At 67.2% G+C, this 25146-nt stretch carries 24 protein-coding genes; 13 read left to right on the plus strand and 11 right to left on the minus strand.

From position 1 onward, the window contains the following. Window positions 1-4: 4 nt before the first annotated feature. The 7 genes from ispH to gyrA form a co-directional block, all read right to left on the minus strand. The gene (gene ispH, locus EI73_RS02005) at window positions 5-1000 is read right to left on the minus strand and encodes a 4-hydroxy-3-methylbut-2-enyl diphosphate reductase (protein WP_034383661.1); all 996 of its coding nucleotides are present in this window, start codon (window positions 998-1000) and stop codon (window positions 5-7) included. Next, a complete protein-coding gene (locus EI73_RS02010; RefSeq protein ID WP_051935376.1) occupies window positions 993-2555 on the minus strand; it encodes a phospholipase D-like domain-containing protein in 1563 nt (520 codons plus the stop codon). The genes ispH and EI73_RS02010 overlap by 8 nt, the downstream gene beginning before the upstream one ends. A 76-nt stretch (window positions 2556-2631) precedes the next feature. Next, window positions 2632-4305 (minus strand): glycerol-3-phosphate acyltransferase, encoded by a 1674-nt coding sequence (locus EI73_RS02015; RefSeq protein WP_034383663.1) that lies wholly within the window; start codon window positions 4303-4305, stop codon window positions 2632-2634. Between the two features lie 29 nt (window positions 4306-4334). Further along, a complete protein-coding gene (locus EI73_RS02020) occupies window positions 4335-5336 on the minus strand; it encodes an NAD(P)/FAD-dependent oxidoreductase (protein WP_034383667.1) in 1002 nt (333 codons plus the stop codon). Between the two features lie 7 nt (window positions 5337-5343). Then, complete coding sequence (locus EI73_RS02025) at window positions 5344-6732, minus strand: FAD/NAD(P)-binding protein (protein ID WP_034383669.1); 1389 nt, start codon at window positions 6730-6732, stop codon at window positions 5344-5346. A 118-nt stretch (window positions 6733-6850) separates the two neighbouring features. Beyond that, entirely contained in the window at window positions 6851-7471 is a 621-nt protein-coding gene (locus EI73_RS02030; RefSeq protein ID WP_034383672.1) for a helix-turn-helix domain-containing protein, read from the minus strand. A gap of 309 nt (window positions 7472-7780) precedes the next feature. Continuing rightward, window positions 7781-10207, minus strand: coding sequence for a DNA gyrase subunit A (gene gyrA / locus EI73_RS02035; protein ID WP_034383674.1), 2427 nt, complete (start codon window positions 10205-10207; stop codon window positions 7781-7783). A gap of 214 nt (window positions 10208-10421) precedes the next feature. On the opposite strand from gyrA, the gene EI73_RS02040 reads away from it, so the two are divergent. Genes EI73_RS02040 through EI73_RS02050 form a run of 3 tightly spaced genes read left to right on the plus strand, consistent with a single transcriptional unit; the run spans window position 10422 to window position 11412 of the window. Then, entirely contained in the window at window positions 10422-10772 is a 351-nt protein-coding gene (locus EI73_RS02040) for a roadblock/LC7 domain-containing protein (protein ID WP_034383677.1), read from the plus strand. Beyond that, window positions 10769-11116: a roadblock/LC7 domain-containing protein gene (locus tag EI73_RS02045; RefSeq protein ID WP_034383680.1), complete on the plus strand. Its 348-nt coding sequence runs from the start codon at window positions 10769-10771 to the stop codon at window positions 11114-11116. Before EI73_RS02040 ends, EI73_RS02045 begins: the two co-directional genes overlap by 4 nt. Then, complete coding sequence (locus EI73_RS02050) at window positions 11113-11412, plus strand: roadblock/LC7 domain-containing protein (RefSeq protein WP_034383683.1); 300 nt, start codon at window positions 11113-11115, stop codon at window positions 11410-11412. The genes EI73_RS02045 and EI73_RS02050 overlap by 4 nt, the downstream gene beginning before the upstream one ends. Before the next feature lie 23 nt (window positions 11413-11435). Here EI73_RS02050 and EI73_RS02055 read toward each other — a convergent pair whose 3' ends face one another. Continuing rightward, window positions 11436-12278, minus strand: a complete 843-nt coding sequence (locus tag EI73_RS02055) for a PIG-L deacetylase family protein (protein WP_034383686.1) — start codon at window positions 12276-12278, stop codon at window positions 11436-11438. Between the two features lie 53 nt (window positions 12279-12331). Between EI73_RS02055 and EI73_RS02060 the strand changes: the two genes are divergently transcribed. Beyond that, complete coding sequence (locus tag EI73_RS02060) at window positions 12332-12568, plus strand: hypothetical protein (protein WP_156103436.1); 237 nt, start codon at window positions 12332-12334, stop codon at window positions 12566-12568. On the opposite strand, the gene EI73_RS02065 is transcribed toward EI73_RS02060, so the two are convergent. After that, complete coding sequence (locus EI73_RS02065; protein WP_034383691.1) at window positions 12514-12741, minus strand: hypothetical protein; 228 nt, start codon at window positions 12739-12741, stop codon at window positions 12514-12516. The genes EI73_RS02060 and EI73_RS02065 overlap by 55 nt on opposite strands. 30 nt (window positions 12742-12771) lie before the next feature. Between EI73_RS02065 and gluQRS the strand changes: the two genes are divergently transcribed. Genes gluQRS through trpA form a run of 3 tightly spaced genes read left to right on the plus strand, consistent with a single transcriptional unit; the run spans window position 12772 to window position 15787 of the window. Then, complete coding sequence (gene gluQRS, locus EI73_RS02070) at window positions 12772-13704, plus strand: tRNA glutamyl-Q(34) synthetase GluQRS (RefSeq protein ID WP_051935377.1); 933 nt, start codon at window positions 12772-12774, stop codon at window positions 13702-13704. A 35-nt stretch (window positions 13705-13739) separates the two neighbouring features. After that, window positions 13740-14984 carry a tryptophan synthase subunit beta gene (trpB, locus tag EI73_RS02075; protein ID WP_034383693.1) on the plus strand — a complete coding sequence of 415 codons (1245 nt, stop codon included), beginning with the start codon at window positions 13740-13742 and terminating at the stop codon, window positions 14982-14984. Beyond that, window positions 14981-15787 (plus strand): tryptophan synthase subunit alpha, encoded by an 807-nt coding sequence (gene trpA, locus EI73_RS02080; RefSeq protein ID WP_034383695.1) that lies wholly within the window; start codon window positions 14981-14983, stop codon window positions 15785-15787. The genes trpB and trpA overlap by 4 nt, the downstream gene beginning before the upstream one ends. A gap of 28 nt (window positions 15788-15815) precedes the next feature. Here trpA and EI73_RS02085 read toward each other — a convergent pair whose 3' ends face one another. Both EI73_RS02085 and EI73_RS02090 read right to left on the minus strand, forming a co-directional pair. Continuing rightward, window positions 15816-16319: a ferritin-like domain-containing protein gene (locus EI73_RS02085; protein WP_051935378.1), complete on the minus strand. Its 504-nt coding sequence runs from the start codon at window positions 16317-16319 to the stop codon at window positions 15816-15818. 71 nt (window positions 16320-16390) lie between these two features. Further along, entirely contained in the window at window positions 16391-17647 is a 1257-nt protein-coding gene (locus EI73_RS02090) for a sugar efflux transporter (RefSeq protein WP_034387524.1), read from the minus strand. A gap of 50 nt (window positions 17648-17697) precedes the next feature. Between EI73_RS02090 and EI73_RS02095 the strand changes: the two genes are divergently transcribed. The 6 genes from EI73_RS02095 to metG all read left to right on the plus strand — a co-directional run bounded on the left by EI73_RS02095 (window position 17698) and on the right by metG (window position 25142). Then, window positions 17698-18549: an MBL fold metallo-hydrolase gene (locus EI73_RS02095; protein ID WP_034387526.1), complete on the plus strand. Its 852-nt coding sequence runs from the start codon at window positions 17698-17700 to the stop codon at window positions 18547-18549. A gap of 211 nt (window positions 18550-18760) precedes the next feature. Further along, window positions 18761-20062, plus strand: coding sequence for a 3-isopropylmalate dehydratase large subunit (locus EI73_RS02100; protein ID WP_034383700.1), 1302 nt, complete (start codon window positions 18761-18763; stop codon window positions 20060-20062). A gap of 9 nt (window positions 20063-20071) precedes the next feature. Beyond that, on the plus strand, window positions 20072-21379 hold the full coding sequence (locus EI73_RS02105) for a hypothetical protein (protein ID WP_034383703.1): 1308 nt from the start codon (window positions 20072-20074) through the stop codon (window positions 21377-21379). A 20-nt stretch (window positions 21380-21399) separates the two neighbouring features. Then, complete coding sequence (locus EI73_RS02110) at window positions 21400-21924, plus strand: 3-isopropylmalate dehydratase small subunit (protein WP_034383705.1); 525 nt, start codon at window positions 21400-21402, stop codon at window positions 21922-21924. Continuing rightward, window positions 21917-22972, plus strand: coding sequence for a 3-isopropylmalate dehydrogenase (leuB, locus tag EI73_RS02115; protein WP_034383708.1), 1056 nt, complete (start codon window positions 21917-21919; stop codon window positions 22970-22972). The genes EI73_RS02110 and leuB overlap by 8 nt, the downstream gene beginning before the upstream one ends. A gap of 181 nt (window positions 22973-23153) precedes the next feature. Beyond that, the gene (gene metG / locus EI73_RS02120) at window positions 23154-25142 is read left to right on the plus strand and encodes a methionine--tRNA ligase (RefSeq protein ID WP_034383711.1); all 1989 of its coding nucleotides are present in this window, start codon (window positions 23154-23156) and stop codon (window positions 25140-25142) included. Window positions 25143-25146 lie beyond the last annotated feature (4 nt).

A 25146-nucleotide genomic window follows, 5' to 3' on the forward strand; every position in this document is an offset into this window, starting at 1 on the left:
GCGCCTACTGCAGCGTGCGCGGGAGCGCCTGCCCCGGCCCGATCTTCTTCGGCTCGCGGAACTCGATGTTCTCCCACTCGCCCTCCTCGATCACTTCCAACGCGGGGTTGAGGCGGCGGAAATGTGTGACCACGTTCTGCACGAGGTCCTCGGGTGTGCTGGCGGCACTCGTGATGCCCAGGGAGCGCACGCCGCTGAGATCGAGAAGCGCGAGGTCTGCGTCTGTTTCTAGCCGCTCGGCCCGACCGCACAGGTCACGGGCGAGTTCTAGGAGCCTCATGCCGTTGCTGGAGTGTGGGCTGGTCAGCACCAAAAAGGCGTCCACCTGCGGGGCGATGGCCTTGACGGCGTCCTGGCGGTTTTTGGTGGCGTAGCAGAGGTCCTCGCTGGGAGGGACCACCAGCTTTGGAAAGCGGCGCTTGAGGATCTCGATGGTGCGCCGGGTGTCGTCCACACTGAGGGTGGTCTGGGTGAGGACCACCACCCGCGCCGGGTCCGGTACCTCGACCGTGTGCGGGTCGTGTAGGCCCTCGCCGGTCTTGCCCAGCACGCCCACCACGATGGTCTGTTCGGGGGCCTCGCCGCGCGTGCCGATCACCTCCTGATGCCGGGCGCTGTCACCGATCAGCAGGATGGTATAGCCTTCCCGCGCGTACTTTTTGGCCTCGGTGTGGACCTTGGTGACGAGGGGGCAGGTCGCGTCGATGGTGGCCAGGCCCAGTTGACGTGCTCGCTCGCGCACCGCCGGGCTAATGCCGTGGGCGCTGAACACGACGGTCTCGCTGCCCTCGGGAAGGGCCGTGATATCGTCTAGGCTCTCCACGAAATGTACGTTGTGCTGCCGCTCCAGCCGCTCTACGACGGTGTGGTTATGCACGATGGAGTGATAGACCGTGACCGGCTTCTCCTCGGTCCGCGCCGCCTTCTCGACGGCCTGGATCGCCATGACCACCCCCGCGCAGAAGCCGCGTGGTTTGGCGAGATGAATGCGTTCAACCATGCTGCCCCTTCCTCATCCCTCCCAGTGTAGGGGGCGCAGCCATGCCCGAGGGTGCAGGAAGTCCCGGAAGCCCAGCGCCCCCCGGTGTCACGTTCCGCATCCACCATTCCTGCGGCACGTCGCGGCTGTGCTGGGTCCAGACGTCCTCAAAGCTCCTGCGCTGCTCGGCCACGGCCTGCGGGTCTGTGGTCGCCAGCATCGCCTCGTTCAGGCCCAAGGGGCCCCAGGCAGAAAAATGCAGGTTCTGACTGCCTGCGAGCACCATTCGGTCGTCCACCGTCATGGCCTTGGTGTGCATATTCAAGGTGACGTAGCGCGCTTCGAAGCGGTCTTCTAGGCCGCGGCGGCGCGCTTCCAGCCGCAGCAACGCTACCCCGCTGCGGTTGGCCACCCGGTCAAAGCCGTAATCGACCATGAGGGCGCGGACCCTTACGCCCCGCTCCAGCGCTGCAAGCAGGGCGCGCAGGTAGGGCGGCCATTCCTCGACCGGGCAGCCATCGGGGTTCAGGTAGGCGTACCAGCAGTGTAGGCTGGGGCTAAAGTTGGCCTGCATCAGGTCGATGCGCCGCTCCGCCGCACCGAAGAGCGCCAGTTGGGCCCGGTCTCCCTGGTCGAAGCCGGGACGGCGGTACAGCAGAAAGGCCCGCGCAGTTCCAGCGGGTGTCAGCGTGCGGGCCGCCGCCGGGTGCGTGGGCTGTTCTGCCGGAACGAGCGTGCAGGCAAGCCCGACGGCTTCGGCCGTAAGCGCCGGAGGGCAGCTCACCTGCCGCGAGTGCCGCCACAGGTCGTCGAAGGCGGCCACGCCGTCCTGCGCGACGGGGCCACGCATCCGCAGCCCCAGGTCGTGCAGGTTCCGCCCACCCGGGGAGGTGTCAGGAAGGTGCCAGTCGGTGTAGTTGTACCCGGCGACCGTCAGGTCCTGCCCGTCGATCACGTGCAGTTTGACGTGGCTGTGAGGAAAGTAGTTGTAGTTCGCCACCGCCAGATGCCACCCGGCCGCCGCGTCGTTGAGCGGTACGCCCAGGCGCGTGAGGTCGCGCACCAGTTCCAGCGCCTGCGTGCCGCCGTCCTCGCGTTTCAGGTCGGGAAAGCCGCCCAGCGAGACGCGTACGGTCATGCCCTGCGGGTAGGCGCCGGGGTTGGCCTTGACGCCGCGGTACAGGTCGCGGACCGCTTCGGCAAACGTCCAGCCGGGGTGTCCCTCACCCGCGTGCCACTCCATGCTGGCGAGCAGGACCTCCACGCGGGCCTGCCTCACCTGTTCGGCCGTCACCTCAAAGGCGTCCGCCTGTCCGGGCCCCCGCGGGGTTCGCAGGAAGCCCACAAAGGCATTGTGGCAGGAATGGTCCGGTCGTCCGCCCTCGGTGGTCACCTGCCAGAGGGCCCGTTCCAGCGGATCCGTGGGGGCAGCGCAGGTCAGGCCGGAGGGATTGAGGCTCAGCGCCGGGGCCACCCCGCCTAGCCCCACCGGAAACTCGGCGGCGGCGGCTCCTCCTCCCAACACACCCAGAGCAGCGAGAAGCCAGCGCGCGGGCGGGGGAAGACGTACCTTCACGCCCGGAGGATACGGCGGCCCACCTGACGGCAAGGATGAGGTTCCTGACGATCCGTGAAGCTTTGCGGGAAAGCTCCTAGTCCACGACCGTGAAGCCCAGCCGGTCGGCCTGCTCCACGAAGAAATTGATGTTCTCCGTGAGGGTCTGAGGCCCCAGGCTCTTGCGCTGGTGTTCACCCGTAGCGGCGATGATCAGCGTTTCCGCGAGACAGGCAGGAACCGCGCCCTCCCCGAATTGCAGGTCGATGTTGCTCGTCATGCCCCCAGGTGGGCGCACCACGCCGCCGGGAATAACGCGCACGCCAGGGACCTCCCGCACGCTCTCGTCCACGTCGGCAGGGCGGCCCTCGTCGAAGATCCAGGTGCCGGGCTTGACATGCTGCGGGAAAATCACCGGGTTGGGGTCAGAGGTCGCGCTGAAGATCAAATCCGCCTCCCTCAACAGGCTGTAGTCGGTGGTGGCGACGATCTCCGTCTCTTTTGCGGCCCGGCGCAGGGTGTTCGCGCTGCGTGTGAGCCGCTCCATGTCCCGCCCGATCAGAATGACCTTCCCGACCTGCGGGGCGATGGTGCGCGCGATGCCAAAGGCCACCACGCCGTTCGCCCCGACGATGCCCGCCGTCGCCCCCTTCAGGTCGCGCCCCGTCTCCTCGAAGTGCCTGAGGATACCGGGAATGGCCGCCTTGATGGTGCCGCTGGTGTATGCCCCGCCGTTCGTGACCGTGATCTCTGGGACCGCCGCCTGCACGTCCAGGCCCTTGTTGCCGACCACGCTCCAAAAGGCTCCCAGACCGAACACTTCTGCGCCCAGCTCGCGCGCCAGCCGCGCGCCTTCGATTGCCCGCCGGGTCGCGAGCTCGGGTTGTTCCCGAAAGACGTCCGGCAGAAGAGGACTACTCAGCAGGTAACAGCGGATTTCCTTGCCCTCCACCGTTCGGATGCCGTGCAGCTCTCCGACCTTCATAGGCCGGATATTTTGCGCAAGTCGGCGCACGCTCGCCTCGCTGAGGACGCCGCGTTCGACGAGGGGCCGCATCCACGCGAACCGGGGCGACTGCCAGAAGTCCGCGAGCGTCATGGGATGAATCATAAAGGCCGTCACCACCTGGTCAGGCCGCCTTCCGGCGACCGGGACATCTTCGCCCAGCCGCGGCTCGGTGCCGTCCAGGATGCGGCCCAGATTCTCCTTGAAGCGCCAGGTGGCCGCCACAAGCAGAGCGAGCGCCGCCAGCTTCGCGGGAATGCCCAGCGGTGAGAGCGCGACAAGCACGGCAAAGGCCAGCAGGCCTGCCAGCGTCGCCCCACTCACGTAGCCCCAGAAGCCCAGCGCTCCCGCATACACGACCACGGGCAGCACCGTCAGCCACAAGCCCAGGCCGCCCGCCACGGCAAGCCCGGCCAGCACGCCCAGCAGCACCAGGTTGCCGCGGCCACGTGGCGGCGTGTCGCCGTACAGAACGTGGGGTGGGTTGAGGTGCCCCAGGTACGCCGCAAGTGCTGCCAGCACGCAGAGTTCGGGCGAGCCCAGCGCCGAGGCCATCAGCACGGCCAAAAACCCCTTGCTGAAATCGAGGGCAGCGCTCGCCAGGGCCAGCCCGGGCCCCACCCGCCGCAGCACGTTTTCGACACCAAGGTTGTACGCGCTGTTCACTCGTGGGTCCACACCCATCCGCGAGAGCAGCCAGTACCCCAGCGGCAGGCTCCCCACCACAAACGAGATCCCCAGGAGCAGCACGGACAAAAAGGCCATGCGGGGCATTCTAGCTGGGTGGCAGAGGCCTACGCCTTTTTCGCCGGATACCCACCCCGCTCGCTGCTGTGGCCCGGGCGTACCTTCAGTTCTGGTCGGACGTGCCGCGCCGCGTGGTTGGCGGCAATGGCGGCCTGCGCAAAGGCCACCGAGAGCAGCTTGAAGTCTCCCCCCGAACGGGCAAGGTCGCCAACGACGTACACCCCCGGAAGCGCCGTGCGGCCACCGGGACCGTCGGGCACGTACTCGCCGTCCCAGGCGAGCGGCCAGGGCAGCAGGGGCGAGAGGTCGGGCAGATAACCGTTCAACACAAAGACCGTGTCCGCCGGCACGTGGATGAGCTGCTCGTCTGCCGTCAGCTCCGCTCCGGTCGGGGTTAGGCGTTGCAGCGTGGCCGGGGCAAGCACGCGCACCCGCCCCGCCCGCCGCTCCGTCTCCAGGCTGGACAGGGTTTGGGGGTCTCCCCGAAAGCCCACCCGGCGATGGGTCAGCGTCACGGCCGCACCCGCCGCGGCGAGCTCGAGCGCGGCTCGCGCGGCCTGGGGGACGCCGCCCACGACCAGAACCGTTCGTCCGCCGAACTCGCCGGGTTCGGGCAGGTCGGTCCGCACGTCGGGGTGCGCAGCTGCGCCGGGAATTCGGACCTCGCGCGGCAGGAGCGCGCCCATGCCCGCCGCGAGAATCACCGCGCCCGCCACGTAGCGTGCCTGGCTCGTCTCCACCACCCAGCCGCTCGCCCCGTCTGGCTTGAGGGTACGGGCCACTTCACTGGTGTGGAGTTCGACATCCAGCGGCGAGAGTTGCCGCAGGAGCGCCGCGACCAATTCGCCCGCGCGCACCTGCGGCACGCCGGGCACGTCGTACACCGTCTTGTCGGGGTAGAGGGCCGTCAGTTGTCCGCCCGGTTCGCTCCGCGCCTCCAGCACGCGCACGCTCAGCCCCCGCCAGGCTGCATAAAAGGCGGCGTGAAGCCCTGCTGGGCCGCCACCGATCACCACAATGTCCGCGCCCAGCGGCGCCCGAGTCGGCATGGAGAAGTCAGCCCTCCGTCTCCTGCGTTGCCGTTCGGCGGTGCTGAAGCATCTCGTGCCTGTGGACGACCTTGGCGCGGGGACGGCCCTGGGCCTGCCCCTGGGCGAGTTCGTGGGCGTCGAGCACCTGCCAGTCGTGGAAGGTGTACACGTCCACGCCCTTTTCACGCAGCAGAGCGTCCACTGCTGCGCGTGCAGGCTGAGGCGCGAGGGGAAGCCTGCCGGTGTTCGCGTCCTCCAGCAGGTGAGAGACCGTGTCCACCGCGTCCTTGCGGTTGGTGCCGATCACGCCACTGGGGCCGCGTTTAATCCATCCGGCCGTGTACTCGCCCACCCGACCTGCAACCCGGCCCTCCACATTGGGGATGACCCCCTGGCGCTCGTCAAAGGGCACGCCGGGCAGAGCGACTCCCTTGTACCCGACCGAGCGCAGCACCATCTGCACGGGGAGCACCTCGTACTCGCCGGTTCCCACCGCGTTCCCCTGTTCGTCCAGGCGGTTTTTCTCCACCTTGAGGCCGCCCACGTGACCCTGACCGTCATCCAGGATCTCCACCGGCGACACCAGAAACCGCAGATGAATGCGCCGGTCCTTGCCCTCCGGGGTGCGCCCGGCAAAGTCACGCAGCACCTCCAGGTTCTTTTTGACCACGTTGTCGGTCACCCTAGCCTCTTCTGCGGCAGTCACGGCGATCTCCTCCGCCCGGACAACGGGGTCCGCGCCGCTCAGCTCCCCGAACTCGCGCAGTTCCTTGGTGGTGAACTTGGCCTGGAGAGGACCGCGGCGGCCCAACACCCACACGTCTTTGACGTGACTCTGCTCCAGGGCGCCCAGGGCGTGGGTGGCGATGTCACTTTCACGCAGCTCGTCCACGGTCTTCACCAGGATGCGGCTCACATCCAGCGCCACGTTGCCCACACCGATCACGGCGACGCCGGTGGCATGAAGCACTATCTCGCGGGTGGCGGCGTCAGGATGGCCGTTGTACCAGGCGACGAATTCGGTGGCGCTCATGGAGCCCTGGAGGTGCTCGCCGGGGATGCCCAGCCGGCGGTCTGAGGATGCCCCGACGGTGTACACCAGAGCGTCATAGTGGGCCTTTGCCTCCTCATAGGTGAGGTCCGTCCCGAACTCGACGTTACCCAAGAAGCGCACGCGGGGATCCGAGAGGGTTTTCTCAAAGCCCCGGGTGACGCTTTTGATGGTGAGGTGGTCGGGCGCGACGCCGTAACGAACCAGCCCGTAGGGGGTGGGGAGGCGGTCAAAGACGTCCACCTCGACCGGCACGTCCTGCTGCTTGAGCAGCGCTTCGGTGGCAAAGATGCCGCTGGGACCGCTGCCGATCACGGCCACCCGCAGCGGCCGTTCCGGTGTAAAGGGAAGAGCACTCGTCATCAGGCTGAGTCTAGCGGGCCCGTGCGGTGGCGCCGTCTGAGGAATCTGGACGAATCCACTCGGGTTTGCACAACAACAACCGCCCGGCGTGCACCGGACGGTTGGGGAGGGGTGGACGTTAGGCCGCGGCGATCTCGGCCAGGGCCCGTTCGTCCTTGAGGGTGATCTTGCCGTAACCGGCGCTGATCACACCCTCGCGGCTGAGCTCGCCGACGACCTTGGTGACGGTCTCGCGCACGGAACCCACGGCGGCGGCCAGTTCGTCGTGGGTGGCGTAGATCATCGTCTCGCCGCTATCGAGCCGAGTGGCGAGGGCGGTGTCCTTGAGTTCGAGCAGCTCACCGGCGATGCGGGCGCGCAGCCGCTTGCCCACCAGGCGGTAGATGCTCTCGTAGGCGCGTTCCAGCGTCCTGACCAGGTGGGTGATCACCACCAGGTTGTCTTCGCCGCTCATCAGGGCAGGGTTGATCACGTCGACGGTGGAGTCGGTGACCGCCTCCGCGAAGTAGGCGCGGTTCACCCCCGCGAGCGCCTCCTCGCCGAAGTACTCGCCGGGCTTGACGTAGCGCAGGGTCAGGCCGTTTCCGTCATCGTCCATGGTGTGGATGCGCACCAGGCCGCTGGCGACGCGGTAGAGCATGTCACTCTTGCCGGGGTACAGAATCACTGCACCAGGACGGTAGGTGACCGTGTCCACAAACGTCTTGTTCAGGGAGGAAGTGAGGTTGCTTTGCGTCATTGTGCTCGCCTCCTGGGCGTTGGTGTCGTGTTGCCGGGGCCATCCCGGTACAGGTCACAGTGTAAGCCAAGATCACTATTTTGTAAACACTTTTGTTTCTTTAAGCAGCATTTAGCTTACAAAGCTCGGCGGTAGGCCCCGGGCTGGCCGCGCCCACCAGGACGAAGAAAAAGGGGAAGCGGGTGGGTATCTTTTCCTCACTTTGGCCTCATTGGGCCAAGCCTGCCCGCTCCGCGACAAGAGGTGCCCGACCACGCGGGCCGGGCACGCCGAGCAGAAGCCTCGAGTTCCGTGAGGGGCAAGAACCTGTTACAGCTCGTCCTCGCGGCGGATGGGGAAGGCGCTGATGACGCGGTCCTTGTCACCGAGGTTAATCACTTTCACGCCCTGCGCGTTGCGGCCGGTCACGCGGACCTCCTCGACCCGGGTGCGAATCACGGTGCCCTTCTCGGTCAGGACCATCAGCTCCTCGTTGCCGGCCACGTGGGTCAGGGTGACCAGCTTGCCGGTTTTGTCGGTCACGTCCAGCGTGATCACGCCCAGGCCGCCGCGGCCCTTGCTGGGGTAATCGCTGACGGGCGTGCGCTTGCCCAGGCCGTACTCGCTGACGGCGAGGAGTTCGCTGCCCTCGTCGCCGGGCACCAGGGCCATGCTGACCACCTCGTCACCCTCGCGCAGGCGTATGCCGATCACACCTTGGGTCGCGCGGCCCGTGTCACGCACCTCGGTCGCCGCGAAGCGCATGGCCTGGCCCTCCCGGGTCGCCAACACCACGTCGTCCCCATCGCGCTGAATCGCGACGCCGATCAGTTCGTCTCCAGGCTGAAGGTTGATCGCGATGAGGCCCGCCGAGGTGATGTTGCCGTATTCGGTGATCAGGGTCTTTTTGATCATGCCGCGCTTGGTGGCGAAGATAAAGCTGCCCGGCTCGTTAAAGCCTTTGACGCTGAGCACGGACGCGATGTTCTCGTCCTCGCGCAGCCCCGGCAGCAGGTTGCGGATGTGTGTGCCCTTGGCGTCTCGGCCCGCTTCCGGCAGGTCGTAGATCTTTTCGTGGAAGACGCGGCCCTGGTCGGTGAAAAACAGCAGGTAGTCGTGTGTGGAACCCACAAAGACGCTGGTGTTCGCGTCCTCGTCGCGCAGCCTGCCGCCCGACGACCCGCGCCCTCCACGGCTCTGGGCGCGGTAGGCGTCCAGCTTGGTGCGCTTGAGGTACCCCGCCCGCGTCATGGTGATCACCATGTCCTCGACGGCGATCAGGTCTTCTTTGGAGATGTCGTCTTCCAGATCGGTGATGGTGCTGCGCCGTTCGTCGCCGTAGCGGTCGCGAATCTCGCGAATCTCCTTTTTGATTTCGCGCCACAGCAGCCGCTCGTCACCCAAGATGGCCTGCAGCCGGGTGATCGTCTTCTGAAGCTCGTCGTATTCCGCGAGGAGCTTCTCGCGCTCCAGGCCGACGAGGCGTTGCAGGCGCATGTCCAGGATCGCCTGCGCCTGAATCTCGGTGAGGCCGAAGCGGACCATCAGGGTGTCACGGGCCTCTGCCCCCGTGTTGCTCCCGCGAATCAGCGAGATGACCTCATCGATGTGGTCGAGCGCCTTGATCAGCCCCTCAAGCACATGGGCGCGTTCCTTGGCCTTGTTCAGGTCGTACTGCGTTCGGCGAGTCACGACGTCGCGGCGGTGGTCCAGGAAGGCGCGCATCGTGTCGATCAGGGGCAGCACGCGCGGCTCGCCGTTCACGATGCTGAGGTTGATGACCGTAAAGGTGCTCTGGAGCTGGGTGTACTTGTAGAGCTGATTCAAGACCAGCGTAGGAAGAGCGCCGCGCTTGAGCTCTACGACGATGCGCACGGGTTCCTTGCGGTCAGACTCGTCACGCAGGGCGGCGATATCGGGAATCTTCCCGGCCTTGTACATCGCGCTGATCGTCTGGATGAGGTTGGTCTTGTTGACCTGATACGGGATTTCGGTGATGACGATCTGCGCGCGGCCGTTCTTCTCGTCGATGCGCGCCTTGCCGCGCACCTTGAGGCCCGCATGCCCGGTCGCGTACGCCTCGCGGATCCCCTGCCGGGAGATGCGGCCACCCGTGGGGAAATCGGGCCCCAGCACGTGCGTCATCATCTCGTCCAGGGTGATGCCGGGCTTATCGATGAGGGCAAGGAGGCCGTTACAGATCTCGGTGAGGTTGTGGGGCGGAATATTTGTCGCCATGCCCACCGCGATCCCCGCCGCGCCGTTGATCAGCAGATTCGGGACCGCCGAGGGCAGCACCGTGGGTTCCTCGGTCGTCTCGTCGTAGTTGGGCTTGAGGTCAACCGTGTTCTTTTCGAGGTCGGCGAGAACCTCCTCGGCCACCTTGGTCATCCGCGCTTCGGTGTAGCGCATCGCGGCGGGCGGATCGCCGTCGATCGAGCCGAAGTTCCCCTGCGGGTCCACCAGGGGGTAGCGCATGTTCCACCACTGGCCCAGCCTCACCATCGCGTCGTAGATGGAGGCGTCACCGTGCGGGTGGTACTTCTTCATCACCTCGCCGACGACCGCCGCGGACTTGGCGTGCTTTTGGTGACTCGCCAAGCCCTCTTGCAGCATGGCGTACATGATCCGCCGCTGCACGGGCTTAAGACCGTCGCGCACGTCGGGAAGCGCGCGGTCTACAATCACGTTCATCGCGTAGTTGATGAAGTTGGTCTTGACTTCGCTGGTGATGTCAACGGGATGGATTCCAGTCATAAGGCTCCAGTCATGGGCACGCCAGTCGGAGAAGAACACCGGCTGAGCGCAGGAGAAAGAGGCCCGGCACCCTCGCCGGGAATGGAATGAGTATAGCACATTACGCTGATAGCGTAACGACTCCCTACGCCTTTCGCTCCCGACATTCTAGCGCACGAGCGAGGAGGCCCCTTGTGAGAATTTTGCACTGCGGCGCCCCCTATCATGCCTGCCGATGCTGTCTCATCTCAGAGAACTGGTAGCGGACGTGGATGGCGCGTGGGCGGCGGCGATCGGCGGGCTTGACGGCCTGCTGGTCGAGGGCCACAGCGCGGCCAACACGGACCTGAATCTTCTTGTCGCCGAGCACGCGGGTCTGCTGCGCGCGGCCCAGACGGCCTACGGGGGTACCCTCGGCGTCGGCAACGCCTGTGAGCTCTATCTGCGCGGCGAGCGCCTCAGCGTGTACCTGCACCCGATTACCCCGGACTTTTTCCTGCTGCTGGCGCTTGACGGCCGCAGCAACCTGGGCCAGGCCCGGCTGTATGGCCGCGAGACCGCTCGTCAGCTGGAGGGGTACCTGTGAGTGCTCGCCTGAATCCTTTGCGGGGTGTGCCGGGGGTCGTGGCGAGCGCTCTGGTCGGCCCGGACGGCCTGCCGCTTGAAGTCGTGGGAGAGGGGGGCGAGGCCCTGGCTGCCGAACTCGCCTCGCTGCGGGTGGGCCTAGACCGCATCGGCCGCCGCCTGGGCGCGGGAAACATCACCCGCCTCGCCTTGACGAGCGAGCGGGTAGAGGTGGTGGCGGTGATCAGCGGCGACTTTATCCTTGGGGCAGCGCAGACGCGCGGTACCGATACCCGCGCCGCGCAGCAGCTTCTCGCTCGCCTGGCCCTCGACCTCACCGATCTGCCCCGGCCGGAGGCCGTATGATCGGGCAGCTTCTGGAGGTGCGGGGGATTCGGCACGTCGCCCTGATCGACGCGCAGGGCGGCATTGTCAAAAGCGCGGGAAGCGGCGCGGACATCACGGTGGCGCAGGCTGGGCGCGCCATCGTCGCCAGCCTCAAAGCGGCGCTCGGCGGGGGTGAGTGGCAGGACCTGCTGCTTGCGGTGGAGGACGGTCCCGTCCTGCTCACGCCCCACGGGGATCAGGTGCTGCTCACGGCCTTTGACGACGTAGCGAGCCTGGGGCGGATCCGGTTCGCAGTCAGGCGGCTGCTGGGCTAGCGCCCGGGTGGTCATCCCTGCCGTCACCGGCGCTCGCCGTCCAGGTCCTCCAGCCCCGGCAACCCGTCGAAGAGGCCACGCAGCGGGTACTGCGGCAGGGGCGTGCGCGTACCGCCGATGGCAAAGGTTTCCGTGCCCAGAAGCCGAGTCTCCATCGCGGCGCGTTCTTCGGGGGTCATCTGGCCCAGCAGGCTCTGCTCGCCCGTCTGGGTGCCGTGGGCGATGAGGGCCGCCCTCTTGTTGGCGGCGTAGGGAGCCACATTCATACGGACGGCCACGGTGCCTTCGCTCACGCCATACACCAGCGGATCAAGGTTCTGGCCCATGCGCGCCAGGCCCTGCGCCGCAGCGTGGGGCAGGGCGGTGTAGTACAGCCGTTGGGGGCCGCCTCCGGGAAGGTGCCCGGTGCTGAAAAAAGCCGCCGTCGCCGCGCGGTGGATCTGGAGGTGGTCGACATGCCCATAGCCGCCGTGCGGATCAAAGGTCACGATCACCTGCGGCTGCACGTCCGCGATGAGGGCGCGAATCTTGGTCTCTATGTCAAGCGGGTTCACGTTCATCAGAGCGAGCGGGTCATCAAAGCGGGTGCGCTCATAGCGGCCTGAGTCGTGGTAGTCCAGAAAGACGGGTTCGGGAATCTCCAGGGCGCGGCAGGCGGCCCGCAGCTCCCGCTCGCGCTGCTGGCCCAGATCGTCCACGGTCATGCCGGGGACCGTGATTTTGCCCGCCTCGCCGCGTGTGGCGCAGGCGAGCACCACCCGCACGCCCCGCCGGGCGTAGTGGGTGAGGGTGCCGCCGACGCTGAACGCCTCGTCGTCGGGGTGTGCGAACACGGCCAGAAGGGTCGCTTGAGGCTGAGAGGTCATGGGCGGCAGTGTACGCCGGAAACTTCCCGGCCTCAGGGGACGTACCCGCCAGCATGAAGGCCATGCTCCGCGCCCTCTGGACCCTGCTCCCGCAACTGCTGCTGCCGGGGCAGAGCCGCGCGGAACGCGAACGGAATCTCCGGCAGAAGGAGCAGATGCAGCGGGAAACGGGCCGGATCGGTGCCCTGGGTGCCCTGCGAATCGCCGCCCGCGAGGCGTTCTACGCCCTCACCCTTCAGCCGTCGCCTGAAGCCCGCGCCGCTTCTTCCAGGCGCAAGCCGCGCTTGTAGAAATCCCAGAGTTCCTCGGTCCACGTCTCGTAGATCCGGCGGCGGTTGGTGAGGTCGGCGGCCTCCAGCGCTTCGCCCAGGGCGCGGTAGAAGCGGCTGCCCTGCTCGCGCATCGCCCGCGCGGTCCAGTACGTCTCGGAGCCCAGCAGTGTCGGCAAGCGGTCCTCGGTCATGGGGCCATGATGCCGCGCTAGCCTAGAAGAATGAACGTCCTTCCGGTGGTGGGCCGCTTCGCGCCCAGCCCGACCGGGGCGATGCACCTGGGCAATGCCCGGACGGCCCTGCTCGCCTGGCTGCACTCGCGGGCGCTGGGGGGCCGGTACCTCCTGCGCTTTGAGGATCTGGACACCGGGCGGGTGCGTCCCTGGGCCTACGACACCATTCGGCGTGACCTGGACTGGCTGGGCCTGGATTGGGACGCGGAGTCTTTGCAGTCCGAGCGGCAGGAGCTGTACGAGCAGGCGCTGGCCCGGCTCGCGGCGGCAGGGGAAACGTACGCCTGCACCTGCACCCGCCGCGAGATTGGGCAGGCGATCGAGGACAGCGCCGGGGCGCCGCACGGCCAGGAACCCGTCTACCCCGGCACCTGCCGCCTGCATCCGGCAAGTCCCGGCCGCCCCGCCGCGATCCGCTGGCATGTGCCCGACGAGACGGTCTGTGTGACGGACGCCCTCACCGGTGAGACGCTCTGCCAGCACCTCCCTGCGGCGGCGGGCGACTTCGTGTTGCGGCGCAATGACGGCGTGTACGCCTATCACCTCGCGGTGGTGGTCGATGACGCGCTCATGGGCGTGACCGACGTGGTGCGCGGCGCAGACCTTTGGGCAGCCACGCCGCGGCAGGTCGCCTTGGGGCGAGCCCTGGGCTTTCCTACGCCCCGTTACCTGCACGTGCCGCTGATGACCGATTTTCGTGGGGAGCGGCTCGCCAAACGCGGGGGGGCGCCGCCCGTGCAGGCGCTGCGGGAGGGGGGAGAGGAGGCGGGGCGTCTCCTCGCGGCTCTGGCCCGCTCCCTGGGGTGGGACGTCCCCGAGGTGGTGACGGCCCGCGACTTGCTGCCGCTGTGGCGAGGCCGGCTCTTCGCCGCAAATCCCACCCTCCTCACAAATTTAGACGGGATGTCTAAGTTTCCCTAACAGGTGTTTGGCGGTGGGCTCTACCCTAACAGCATATGTCTTTGCTTCTTCCCACCTACCCGCAGCCGGACGCGCGGGGAAGGTTCGGACGCTTTGGCGGACGCTACGTGCCCGAGACGCTCATTCCGGCGCTTGACGAGCTCGAGCGGGCGTATGCGGCTGCCAAACACGACCCGGAATTCCTGGACGAGCTCGCGCGCCTGTTGCGGGACTTTGTCGGCCGCCCCAGCGGGCTCTACTATGCCCAGCGGCTCACCGCGTACGCGGGGGGAGCCAAAATCTACCTCAAGCGCGAGGACCAGAACTACACCGGTGCCCACAAGATCAACAACTGCCTGGCGCAGGCCCTCCTCGCCAAGCGCATGGGCAAACGCCGGGTGATCGCCGAGACGGGAGCGGGGCAACACGGCGTTGCGACCGCGACCGCCGCCGCTCTGTTGGGTCTGGAGTGCATCGTGTACATGGGGGCCGAAGACATCCGCCGTCAGGCGATGAACGTCTTTCGGATGCGGCTCCTGGGCGCGGAGGTGCGCGAGGTCAAGAGCGGCACCAGCACCCTCAAGGACGCTACCAATGAGGCCATCCGTGACTGGGTGACCAACGTACGCGACACCTTTTACATCTTGGGGAGCGTCGTGGGACCCCACCCCTACCCCGCGATGGTTCGCGACTTTCAGAGCGTGATTGGCGAAGAGGTGAAAGTTCAGCTTCAGGCGCTGGAAGGCCGGGCGGTGCCGGATGCCATCGTCGCCTGTGTGGGCGGCGGCAGCAACGCCATCGGCATCTTCGCGCCCTACGCCTACCTCCCGGCAGGGGAGCGCCCGCGTCTGATCGGCACCGAGGCGGCCGGGGAGGGAGTGGAGAGCGGAAAGCACGCCGCGAGCGTGGCGGGCGGGCGGGTCGGCGTGCTGCACGGCGCGATGATGTACCTGCTTAACGACGCTGAAGGCCAAATCGTCCCCCCGCACTCCATCAGCGCGGGTCTAGACTATCCCGGCATCGGCCCCGAACACTGCCACTACAGTGAAACGGGCGTGGCCGAGTACGTGCCGGTAACCGACGCGCAGGCGCTGGAGGGCCTGCAACTCCTCACCCGGCTCGAAGGCATCATCCCCGCGCTCGAGAGTGCCCATGCGGTCTATTACGCCGTAGGGCTCGCCCGGGAACTGGGGCCGGGCAAGGTCATCGTGGTCAACCTCTCCGGGCGCGGTGACAAGGACGTGGCCGAGGTGATGCGGCTGCTCGCTCTCGACCACACCCACGAGGAGGTCAGCGCATGACCGCGACCACAACGAGAGGAGCGGCGCGCATCCACGCCGCGTTCGACCGGGCGAGGGCCCAGGGCCGCGCCGCCTTTATCCCCTTTCTGACTGCCGGGTATCCAAGCGCCGCAGCATTCCCCAGGGTGGCGGAGACGCTGCTTGCGCAGGCCGATCTGCTGGAAGTCGGCATTCCCTACAGTGACCCCCTGGGTGACGGCCCCACCATCCAGCGGGCCAGTGAGGAGGCCCTGGCGGGCGGCACCAGCACCCGGCGTACCCTAGAACTGGTCAGAGACCTGCGTCAGCGGCATCACAAGCCCATCGTGGTTATGACCTACGTGAATCCGATCTATGCGGTCGGGCCGCGCGAGTTTATGCGCCTCGCTCAGGACGCCGGAGTTGACGGTCTGATTCTTCCTGATCTCCCGCCCGATCAGGATCTCGAACTCGCCGACCTCGCCGCCGAACATGGCCTGGCCGTCACCTTTCTGATCGCCCCGACAAGCACGCCCGAGCGGGTGCGGCTCGTGGCGGACGCCTGCACCGGCTTCCTGTACGCGGTGAGCGTGACGGGCGTGACCGGAGCGCGGGAGGGTTCCGCCCTGAGCGAGGTTCCCGCGATGGTTGCCCTGGCCCGCCAGTACGCCCGCGTGCCCGTCGCCGTGGGCTTTGGCGTCAAAGACCGTCAGACCGCCCAGCAGGTCGCGCAGGTGGCCGACGGTGTGGTTGTGGGGAGTGCCTTTATCAACGCCCTTCGGGGCGGGCAGGACGTGGGGGCACTGGCGGCACAGATCGCAGAGGGGTGCCGCCGGGACGGCTGACAGCCCCCCTCTGCCGTGATGGCCGCCTTCAGCCCAGCGCTTCCATGTTGATGCTGCGCGCGAGGCCGGTCAGCTTCTGGTCGGTGGCCTTTTCTTCGTCCTCGCTCGCCTGGAGCAGTTGCACGTCCTGCGTTCGGCCCAGAAGCTCCGCGTAGGTGCGCAGGGTGCCGTAGGCCGCGATCTCGTAGTGTTCGGCGCGCTGAGCGGCCGCGATCAGCCCCGCGTCACGCACGGCGGGGTTGGCCTTTTTCTCGGTCATCTCCTGGCCCTCGGCGACCAGGCCCCGCATCGCCTGACAGGTTTTGCCGCCGGGGGGCTGCCCCAGAGCCTCAAAGATCTGTTCCAGCCGCCGCAGCTGCTCTTGGGTCTGCTGCGTGTGAAGCTCGAAGCCCTGGCGCAGCTCCGCGCTGCTCGCCGCCTGCGCCATCCGGGGAAGAGCTTCCAGAAGCTGCTGCTCGGCCGAGTACACGTCCTGAAGCTGCTCTAGGTAGAGGTCTTGCAGGTCTGTCATCTGGATGCTCATTGGCGTCATCGCTGCCCTCCTTGCCCCGCTCCTGTTCGGTCAGGTGCTGCTCCCAGTCTTCCGGCCAGGACACCCCCGGGTCATGGGCGGGTTGTGAACGCCGCTTCATCCGCCCCGGGAGCGCGCCTCCGGGTGACTGCCTGCATCACCAGCCAGGCGGCGAGCGTCAGCAGGCCGCACAGCAGAAACACCGCGCGGTACCCGAACAGCTGGGCGCAGGTGCCCGAGACGATCCCCGCGAGCATCGCCCCGACGTTGGTGGTGTTGGAAAAAAGCGTGGTGGCAGCTCCTACCCTTCCCGGCAGCAGCTCCTGAAAGTACGCCATGCCCAGGCCCGCCGTCACCGCCAGCACAATCGCCCGAACAACCTGCGTGACGACGAGAAGGGGCATCCCCCCCGCGAGGAAGATGAGCGCGAAGTGCAGCACGAACAGCCCCAGCGCGTACTTCACCAGCCGTTCCAGGGGTGGCAGGCGCCGGGCCACCACAAAGGCGAGCATCAAGGGAATCTCCAGCAGGGCGCACAGACCGACCAAAAAGCCCACCTGCTCCTCCGTGCCCTTCAGGTCATGGGTGATGAACAGCGGAAACATGCTCATGCCCATACTCATGCTCATCCCGTACAGCACAAAGGCCAGCGCGACCCACGCCAGAGGCCGCCGGGGGCTGATCGCCTCCTGGTCGGGGACAGGAGCCGGGGGCGTTGTGATGGGAGCGGGCGCTCGTGTGCCGCGAATTTGCCCGACCGCCACGGCCGCCAGCACGAAGCAGGTCGCCGCGAGCAGGAAGAGCCCTGGAAAGTCCCAGCGCGCCAGTGCGAGTGCGCCCGCGCCCGGCCCGACCACCCAGGCGAGCGAGAACACCGAGCGCAGCAGCGTGATGGCGCGGTCAGGCAGGGCGCCGGTCGCCTCTGCCAGCTGCGCGCGCGCGAAGGCGAACAGCTGGGGAAAGGCCGCCGCTCCTGTTCCGAGCAGCAGCGCGCCGACAAGCAGGAGTGCCGGATAGGCCCGCAAGACACTCAGGAGCCCGTACCCCACGACCGCCGCTCCCAGGGTGAGCAGCACCAGCGGCTTACGGTCGAGGAGCCGGTCAGACAGGCGGGCGAGCCGGGTGCTGATCAAAACGCTGCTCACGGCAGTCACCGTGAGAAAAAGCCCCAGGTGTAGCGGCGACATCTCGGCCCGGTCGACGCCAAACAGCGCGAGGTACGGACTGGCGAACGACAGGGCCAGCCCCAGAAACAGGACGCTGGTCGCCAGGCGAGGGAGCTGCGGCAGGCGCCACACGTCCGCCAGGCTGACGGCAGCAGGTTCGGGTGAGGTGGAACGGTCCGTCACGCGCGCCACCCTACCGCTCCCCGCTGGGAACAATAGGTATGCTGCACCGCATGTCTTGGACGCGATTCCTCCGCATCGGTGACGCCGACGTGTTTTCCCTCACTGACGGACAGTTCCGGCTGGACGGCGGCGCGATGTACGGCAGCGTGCCCAAAGTCCTGTGGGAGCGCGTGGCTCCCGCCGATGAGCTCAACCGCATCCGGCTGCGCATCAACCCCCTCTTGCTTCGCCTACACGGCAAAAACGTGCTGGTCGAAACCGGCTTCTGGGACCAGGGCGGCGAGAAGTTCGAGGGCATGTACGCTGTGGACCGCGACGAGACAGTGTTCCGGGGCCTGGCGGACCTTGGCCTCACGCCACAGGACATTGACCTCGTGGTGAATACCCACCTGCACTTTGACCATGCGGGGCGCAACGTGACCGCGCTGGGCGAGCCGACCTTTCCAAACGCCCGCTATGTGGTGCAGCGGCAAGAACTTCACGACGCCCTCCACACCCACGAACGCAGCCGCGCGAGCTACATTCCCGGCACCATCCAGCCCATTCTGGATGCCGGCCTGTTCGAAGTGGTGGAGGGCGAACATGAGCTGCTCCCTGGCCTGAGCGTGCTGCCGTTGCCGGGGCATAACCTTGGGCAGCAGGGGGTGATTCTGCGCTCGGGCGGCCGGACCCTGGTGTACGTGGCGGACCTGCTGCCCACCCTGGCCCACGCTCCCTTCCCCTACATCATGGGCTACGACCTCTACCCCGTGACCACCCTGGAAACCCGCAGGCGGTACTTCCCGCAGTGGTTTGAGGAGGGGGCCGTGATCGTGACGCCCCATGACCCCGACGTAGCCTTTGCGCGGCTGGAGGAGGGGAAGAGGGGAGGCTTTGTGGCTGTTCCCTGGACCGAGGGGTAGCCCGTCTACACGTCTGCTGCTGGGCGCCAAGTCAGCCGCGCTACACTTCCTCCTGATGCTCACCCGCCCGCTCGCCAACACGAACGCCCGCGCGGCGCTTCTTCTTCGTTGGGGGCGGTGAGCGCAAGCCCAGCGTTTGCCCGCATCGCCCCCGAAGCCGCAGCAAGCTTCGGGGGCGCCCTCGTGAGGGAGCCGGAGAGGAGTTGTGCCTATGGGAATGACGATTGCGGAAAAGATTCTGGCGGCCCACAGCGGCCATGACCGGGTGGTGCCGGGGCAGCTGATCGAGTGCACGACCGACTGGGTGCTGTGCCACGAGATCACCACCCCTGCCGCCCTGCGGATGCTCGAAGAGCGCGGCATGGACCGGGTGTTCGACCCCGAAAAAATCGTGGCCGTGCCCGACCACTCCGTGCCCGCCATGAACATCAAAGCCGCCAAGATGTACCAGAAGCTCAAGTCCTGGGTGCAGGAAAAGGGCATTCGGCACTTCTACGACGTCGGGAGGGGCGGCATTGCCCACGTCGTGCTCGAAAACACCGGCCTGGTCAAGCCCGGGCAAACGCTCGTGAGCGGTGACTCGCACACCTGCAACGCGGGCGCGCTGGGCTGCTTCGCCACGGGTGTCGGCAGCACCGACCTCGCCGGGGCGATCTATGCGGGCAAGGTGTGGTTCAAGGTGCCCGAAACGATGCTGATCCGCGTGACGGGGGAGCTGCAACCTGGGGTGACGCCGAAAGACCTCGTGCTCGAAGTTATCCGGCGTATTGGCGCGGACGGGGCGAACTACCTGGTGATGGAGTGGGTGGGGGACACCATCGAGCGGATGGATATGGAGGGCCGCTTCACCCTGACGAATATGGCGATCGAGGCGGGTGGCAAGACCGGCATCGTGGCTGTGGACGACACGACGCGCGCGTACCTCGCGGCCCGTGGCGTCACCCCTGACCAGTACACCGAATACACCTCCGACCCCGACGCGCGGTATAGGGTCGTCATCGACCTCGATGCCTCGGCGGTAGAACCCACCGTCGCCTATCCGCACATTCCCAGCAATGGGCGGGTGGCGGGCCAGGACCGCATTCCCGTCACACACGCCTATGTCGGCAGTTGCACGAATGGGCGCATCAGCGACCTACGCGACGTGGCCCGCATCCTCAAGGGCCGCCGGGTGGCGGACGGCGTGCAGATGATCGTGGTGCCCGCGACCCAGGCGATCTGGAAGCAGGCCGCCCAGGAAGGCCTGCTAGAAATCTTTGTGGAGGCGGGCGCGAGCGTGAGCTATCCCAGTTGCGGTGCCTGCCTGGGCATGCACTCGGGCGTGTTGGGACCGAATGATGTGTGTATCTCCAGCTCCAACCGCAACTTCGTGGGCCGCATGGGCGATCCCAGCGCGCAGATTTACCTTGCGAGCCCCGCCACCGTGGCGGCAAGTGCTGTGGCCGGGTACATCAGCGACCCGCGCGAGTACAACGCGGCGAGATCAGAAGCCGCTGGAGACTTCGTCCACTAAGCTGGGGCCATGGGAGAAGCCAAACGCCGCAAACAACTCGGCCTGATGCCGGTTGTTCACCCCTTTGAGGCCGAGCTGGACGCGGGGGGCAATGTGGCCCTTACGCGCGGACCCGTGGAGGCGGCGCTGCGCGAGCAGATCGTGGCCGCGCTGCGGGACACGCAGCCGGCTGGGGAGGACTGGGCGCGGGCCTACCGCCGGGCCTACATCATGGCGGGCCTGCCCGAACAACTCATCCGCACCCGCGAGGACCTGGAGGCCATCCCGGTGCCCCCACGGCGGCGGCTGACGGGCGAACTCGTGTTCAACCTGGACCCAAAGACGCTGCGGGACCGCTCTCTGCGGGCCATGCCGGAGTACCTCCCGCTGGAAGGCGGCGCCTTTTTGCACCTGCGCCGCCAGGAGACGTCATGGGACGGGCGGCGCTGGGAGAGCCTCCCAGACACCAAAAACCCCTTTGAGGGCTTCGGGTATCTCATGCAGCACCCCCTGACTCGCGAGCAGGGCGCGCTCATCGCCACCTACGACGCGACCCAGTGGCGCGAGGGCCGCATCGACTTCGAGCCGGACCCCCCGGCCGAGCAGCTCGAGGAACTGGAACGCTTGGTGCGGCTGTGGCACGGCGAGACGCCGGAGGGCTGGGCCGAGACGCACTTCGAGGCGCTCGACCTCCCCGAAGAGGAGGAGGACGAAGCCTTGATTCCCCTTGCCCGCCGGGTCCGCCTGGAACTGCGCGAGCGCGTCCCCCTCAGCTCTCTGGTCAACCTGGCCTTTGCGTCCCTGGGCGAGCATGACGTTCATATCCCCCTGGAACACCGCTTCTACACCCTGGACGGCGAAACCTGGCATGCCTACGAGGATCCGGAGGCCGAGCTGGCGAGTGTTGACCTGTCTGGGAAGGGCGGCGAGCTGAGCGAACTCATCCAGAACATGCTCGACGTGGACACCGTGGAGGTGACGGTCTGGGCCGACGGGCGCGTGGACTGGGCCGAAGGGGACGTCCCCGAAGACCAGGCCGAGCGGGTGCGCGCCGACCTGCTGCGGGCGACCGGGGCCGGGAACCCGGACGCCTGGGCCGCCTTTACCGAGGAGGTGCTGCGCGACATGTTCACGCCCGACACGCCCGCCCTGGAGGACGTGGACGAGTTGCCGGTCCCCCAGGCGATTCGCCTCGACATTCCGGTCGACGCCCTGACCGACCCCGACCCCCTCGCGCAGGCCTTGATCGAGTCGGAGGTCACCTTCGACGGCCAGACCTGGCGTGACCTCTACGGCGACCTGCCCGCAGAACTCGCCCTGCGGCTGCCGCAGAACTGAGCCCTCTCCAAGGAGTTCCCATGCCCACCGTTCACGTCTTTGCCCGCGACCACATCAACACCGACGAGATCATCCCCGCCCGGTACCTGACGACCGACGTGGAAGCCGAACTCGCCCCCCACGCGATGGAGGATTACGACAAGAACTTCGTGCGGCGCGTAGAGCCCGGCGACATCATCGTGGCGGGAGCGGATTTCGGCTGCGGATCCAGCCGCGAGCATGCCGTCTGGGCGCTGCGCGGCGCGGGGGTGGCCGCCGTGCTCGCCCCCAACTTCGCCCGCATCTTTTACCGCAACGCGATCAACAACGGCTTTCTGGCGCTGGAGTGCGAGAACGTCGTCGAGACCTTTATGGACGGCGACCCGGCAGAGCTTGACCTCACGGGGGGCACCATCACGAATACGCGCACCGGGCAGACGCTGCATTTCGTGCCCGTGCCCCAGTTTGCGCTGGACGTGCAGCGAGCCGGAGGCTGGCTGGAATACATGCGCGAGCAGGACCAGAAGCAGAGCCAGCAGCCCCAACAGGAGGAGCAGCATGCCTAAAGTCGTCACCCTGCCCGGCGACGGGATCGGCCCCGAGGTCACCGCCGCCGCCACCGCAGTGCTGCGCGAGGTCGCGCCCGACGTGCGCATCGAGGAACACGCCATCGGTGGTGCCGCCTACGAGCGGGACGGCGAGCCCTTCCCGCAGCGAACCCGCGACGCCCTGGAGGACGCGGACGCCGTGCTGCTGGGCACCGTGGGCGGCCCGCAGAACAGCCCCTGGAACGCTCTGCCGCGCCACCTGCGCCCCGAAAGCGGCCTGCTCGCCCTCAGAAAGGCGCTGGGCTGCTACGCCAACCTGCGGCCCGTGCGGGTGCTGCCGGGCCTCGAACACCTCTCGCCGCTTAAGCCCGAACTCGCGCGCGGCGTGGATATCCTGATCGTGCGTGAGCTGCTGGGCGGCATCTACTTCGACGGTGACCGCCGGATCGAGGGGGATACGGCCTACAACACCATGCGCTACACCACGCCCGAGGTCGAGCGCGTGGCCAGGGTCGCCTTTTGGGCCGCCGAGCAGCGCCGGGGCCGCGTGACGAGCGTGGACAAGGCGAACGTGCTGGAAGTGTCCGAGCTGTGGCGCCGCGACGTGCAGGCCCTGCGTGACCGCGAGTACCGCAACGTCCACCTGAGCCACGAGTACGTGGACTCTGTCGCCATGCTCATCGTCGCCAATCCCAGCCGCTACGACGTGATCCTTACCGAGAACCTCTTCGGGGACATCCTCTCCGACCTGGCCGCCGTGATTCCCGGTTCGCTGGGGTTGATGCCGAGTGCCTCGCTGGGTGACGGCCCCGGCCTCTTCGAGCCCATCCACGGCAGCGCCCCCGATATCGCTGGTCAGGGGGTCGCCAACCCCGCCGCCGCGATCATGAGCGTGGCGATGCTGCTGCGCCACGGCCTGGACCGCCCGGTGGTGGCCAACCAGGTCGAGCGGGCGGTGGCACTGGCCCTGCGCGAACATCCGACGCGTGACCTGGGTGGCCGGGCGGACACGCGCACCTTTACACAGGCGGTGTTGAGCGCTCTGGGAACACCCAGCGTGGGATAGGCGGTTTGGCCCGCGCCGTGACTCCTCGCTGGGGCACGAGCGGACCGGAGCCCCGCAGGCGACGCCGGACCGTCACGGGCGCCTGCCTGGGCGTTTCCACGTGTTCCTTGCCGTTTTTCCGTATCCTGGCAGGGTTGCCCGGGGCCCTCTGCGCAGGGACCGGCCGGGCGGGGAGCCGAGCATGACGAGACAGCCTGAAGCCCAGGACAAAGAGTTTTTTATTACGACGGCGATTGATTACCTGACCGGCCCGCCCCATGTCGGGCACGTCTACGAAAAGGTTCTGGCCGACGCCCTGGCTCGCTACCACCGCCTTGCCGGGTACGACGTGACCTTTCTGACCGGCACGGATGAACACGGCGAGCGCATCGTGAAACTCGCGGCGCAGGAGGGCGTCACGCCGCAGGCCTTTGCCGATCACCTCAGCCACAATGCCTTCCGCAGCCTGTGGGACCGCCTGGAAATCAGCTACGACGACTTTATTCGCACGACCGAGGGCCGTCACAAACGGTACGTGCAAGACGTCTTGCAGCGCGTGTACGACGCGGGAGACATCTACTTCGCGCAGTACGAGGGCCTGTACTCCGTGGGGGCCGAGCGCTACGTGACGGAAAAGGAGCTTGTCGAGGGACCGGACGGCGTGCGGCGTTACCCCGGTGACAAAGACCCCCCCGAGCTGCGCCGCGAGGCGAACTACTTCTTCCGCATGGAGAAGTATCAGGACTGGCTGCGCGAGTACATCGAGCAGAACCCTGACTTTATCCAGCCTGCCGGGTACCGCAATGAGGTGCTGGAGATGCTTCGCGAACCCATCGGCGACCTCAGCATCAGCCGTCCCAAGTCGCGCGTGCCGTGGGGCATCGAGCTTCCCTGGGATCCCGACCACGTGACGTACGTCTGGTTTGACGCGCTGCTGAACTACGTGTCTGCGCCGGTGAGCCGGGGCCGCCGCGAGGACGTCATCGGCAAGGCGTGGCACGTGATTGGCAAGGACATCCTCAAGCCGCACGCGGTCTTTTGGCCGACCATGCTGCGCGCGGCGGGGCTGCCCCTCTACCGCCGCCTGGTCGTCCACAGCCATATCCTCGCCGAGGACGGGCGCAAGATGGGCAAGTCCCTGGGCAATGCGATCGACCCGGAAGAGCTGGCGGCGAAGTACCCGGCGGACGCTATTCGCTACAGCCTGCTGCGCGAGGCGACCCTAAGCGCGGACAGCCCCTACGGGGAAGGCATTCTGGTGTCGCGTCTAAAGAGCGATCTCGCCAACGACCTGGGGAACCTGCTGTCGCGCACGGTCAGCATGATCCAAAAGTACCGGGGTGGAGTGATTCCGGCCGCCTTGGACGTGGGTGAGCGCGAGCGCGAGATTGAGGCGGCGGCCCTGGCGCTGCCCAGCGAGGTGATGGCGCTGGTGCGTGACCTCAAGGTGAATATGGCCCTTGAGGCGGCCATGAACTTCGTGCGGGACCTCAACCGCTACATCGCCGAGAGCCAGCCCTGGAACCTCGCGAAGTCGGAGGCGACGGCCCGCCGCCTCGATACCGTGCTGTACACCGCGGCCGAAGGGTTGCGGGTGGCCAGTGTGGCGCTGGAGGCCGTCATTCCCGCCAAAGCCCGTGAACTTCGTGCCCAGCTGGGGCTGGGCGGGCAGTCGTACCGCCTCAGCGGGGCCTGGGGCCTGACCCCCGCCGGAACGTCAGTGGTGGGTGGCCCGGTGCTCTTCCTGAAACCCGAACAGCCCGCCTCCGAACCCCCTGCCCCGAAGAAGGAGAAAAAAGCCGTGACCCACCGCGCCGAGGAGCCCACAGTCCCTACGCCCACCGACACACCCGCGGCGACCGAACCGCTGATCTCCATCGACGAGTTTGCCCGCGTGGATCTGCGGGTCGCGGAGGTGGTTGCCGCCGAGACCGTGGAAAAGGCCGACAAGCTCCTCAAACTCACCGTGAAGATGGGTGACGAGACGCGCACGGTGGTGAGCGGCATCCGCAAGTGGTTTACACCTGAAGACCTGGTGGGCCGCCGGGTGATCCTGGTGGCGAATCTCAAACCGGCGAAGTTGCGCGGTATCGAGTCGCAGGGCATGATCCTGGCCGCCGAGGACGAGGAAGGGAATCTCGACCTGGTGGGGACGCGGCTGGACCTGCCGAGCGGGACAAAGGTGCGCTGAGCTG

The organism is Deinococcus sp. YIM 77859, from assembly GCF_000745175.1.
Classification (GTDB): Bacteria; Deinococcota; Deinococci; order Deinococcales; family Deinococcaceae; genus Deinococcus.

What these genes read in the sequence shown, in the direction of transcription:
- EI73_RS02025 (WP_034383669.1), bottom strand. Translation starts at nt 6,732, where the DNA reads ATGACGAGTGCTCTTCCCTTTACACCGGAACGGCCGCTGCGGGTGGCC.
- EI73_RS02015 (WP_034383663.1), bottom strand. Translation starts at nt 4,305, where the DNA reads ATGGCCTTTTTGTCCGTGCTGCTCCTGGGGATCTCGTTTGTGGTGGGG.
- EI73_RS02055 (WP_034383686.1), bottom strand. Translation starts at nt 12,278, where the DNA reads ATGACCTCTCAGCCTCAAGCGACCCTTCTGGCCGTGTTCGCACACCCC.
- EI73_RS02065 (WP_034383691.1), bottom strand. Translation starts at nt 12,741, where the DNA reads ATGACCGAGGACCGCTTGCCGACACTGCTGGGCTCCGAGACGTACTGG.
- EI73_RS02110 (WP_034383705.1), top strand. Translation starts at nt 21,400, where the DNA reads ATGCCCACCGTTCACGTCTTTGCCCGCGACCACATCAACACCGACGAG.
- EI73_RS02105 (WP_034383703.1), top strand. Translation starts at nt 20,072, where the DNA reads ATGGGAGAAGCCAAACGCCGCAAACAACTCGGCCTGATGCCGGTTGTT.
- ispH (WP_034383661.1), bottom strand. Translation starts at nt 1,000, where the DNA reads ATGGTTGAACGCATTCATCTCGCCAAACCACGCGGCTTCTGCGCGGGG.
- leuB (WP_034383708.1), top strand. Translation starts at nt 21,917, where the DNA reads ATGCCTAAAGTCGTCACCCTGCCCGGCGACGGGATCGGCCCCGAGGTC.
- gluQRS (WP_051935377.1), top strand. Translation starts at nt 12,772, where the DNA reads ATGAACGTCCTTCCGGTGGTGGGCCGCTTCGCGCCCAGCCCGACCGGG.
- metG (WP_034383711.1), top strand. Translation starts at nt 23,154, where the DNA reads ATGACGAGACAGCCTGAAGCCCAGGACAAAGAGTTTTTTATTACGACG.
- EI73_RS02060 (WP_156103436.1), top strand. Translation starts at nt 12,332, where the DNA reads ATGAAGGCCATGCTCCGCGCCCTCTGGACCCTGCTCCCGCAACTGCTG.
- EI73_RS02085 (WP_051935378.1), bottom strand. Translation starts at nt 16,319, where the DNA reads ATGACGCCAATGAGCATCCAGATGACAGACCTGCAAGACCTCTACCTA.
- EI73_RS02040 (WP_034383677.1), top strand. Translation starts at nt 10,422, where the DNA reads ATGCTGTCTCATCTCAGAGAACTGGTAGCGGACGTGGATGGCGCGTGG.
- EI73_RS02030 (WP_034383672.1), bottom strand. Translation starts at nt 7,471, where the DNA reads ATGACGCAAAGCAACCTCACTTCCTCCCTGAACAAGACGTTTGTGGAC.
- EI73_RS02020 (WP_034383667.1), bottom strand. Translation starts at nt 5,336, where the DNA reads ATGCCGACTCGGGCGCCGCTGGGCGCGGACATTGTGGTGATCGGTGGC.
- trpB (WP_034383693.1), top strand. Translation starts at nt 13,740, where the DNA reads ATGTCTTTGCTTCTTCCCACCTACCCGCAGCCGGACGCGCGGGGAAGG.
- EI73_RS02095 (WP_034387526.1), top strand. Translation starts at nt 17,698, where the DNA reads ATGTCTTGGACGCGATTCCTCCGCATCGGTGACGCCGACGTGTTTTCC.
- EI73_RS02050 (WP_034383683.1), top strand. Translation starts at nt 11,113, where the DNA reads ATGATCGGGCAGCTTCTGGAGGTGCGGGGGATTCGGCACGTCGCCCTG.
- gyrA (WP_034383674.1), bottom strand. Translation starts at nt 10,207, where the DNA reads ATGACTGGAATCCATCCCGTTGACATCACCAGCGAAGTCAAGACCAAC.
- trpA (WP_034383695.1), top strand. Translation starts at nt 14,981, where the DNA reads ATGACCGCGACCACAACGAGAGGAGCGGCGCGCATCCACGCCGCGTTC.
- EI73_RS02100 (WP_034383700.1), top strand. Translation starts at nt 18,761, where the DNA reads ATGGGAATGACGATTGCGGAAAAGATTCTGGCGGCCCACAGCGGCCAT.